Genomic DNA, 369 nt, shown 5'->3' with positions numbered 1-369 from the left:
GAGGCTCCCACTGCTTGTACGTACACGGTTTCAGGTTCTTTTTCACTCCCCTCGCCGGGGTTCTTTTCGCCTTTCCCTCACGGTACTGGTTCACTATCGGTCAGTCAGGAGTATTTAGCCTTGGAGGATGGTCCCCCCATATTCAGACAGGATACCACGTGTCCCGCCCTACTCATCGAGCTCACAACATATGCACTTTTGTGTACGGGGCTGTCACCCTGTATCGCCGGCCTTTCCAGACCGTTCCACTAACACACATGCTGATTCAGGCTCTGGGCTGCTCCCCGTTCGCTCGCCGCTACTGGGGGAATCTCGGTTGATTTCTTTTCCTCGGGGTACTTAGATGTTTCAGTTCCCCCGGTTCGCCTC

Annotated in this window: 1 rRNA gene; it reads right to left on the bottom strand. The window is 55.0% G+C overall.

Annotated features, from left to right (window positions below):
• A 23S ribosomal RNA gene (locus OGY35_RS00950) occupies positions 1 to 369 on the bottom strand; the annotation flags it as partial.

The sequence above is a fragment of the Citrobacter sp. Ct235 genome (assembly GCF_030332305.1).
GTDB lineage: Bacteria > Pseudomonadota > Gammaproteobacteria > Enterobacterales > Enterobacteriaceae > Citrobacter_A > Citrobacter_A telavivensis.
Note: the sequence above shows the minus strand (reverse complement) of the source record. Positions and strands in the feature narration are given on the sequence as shown.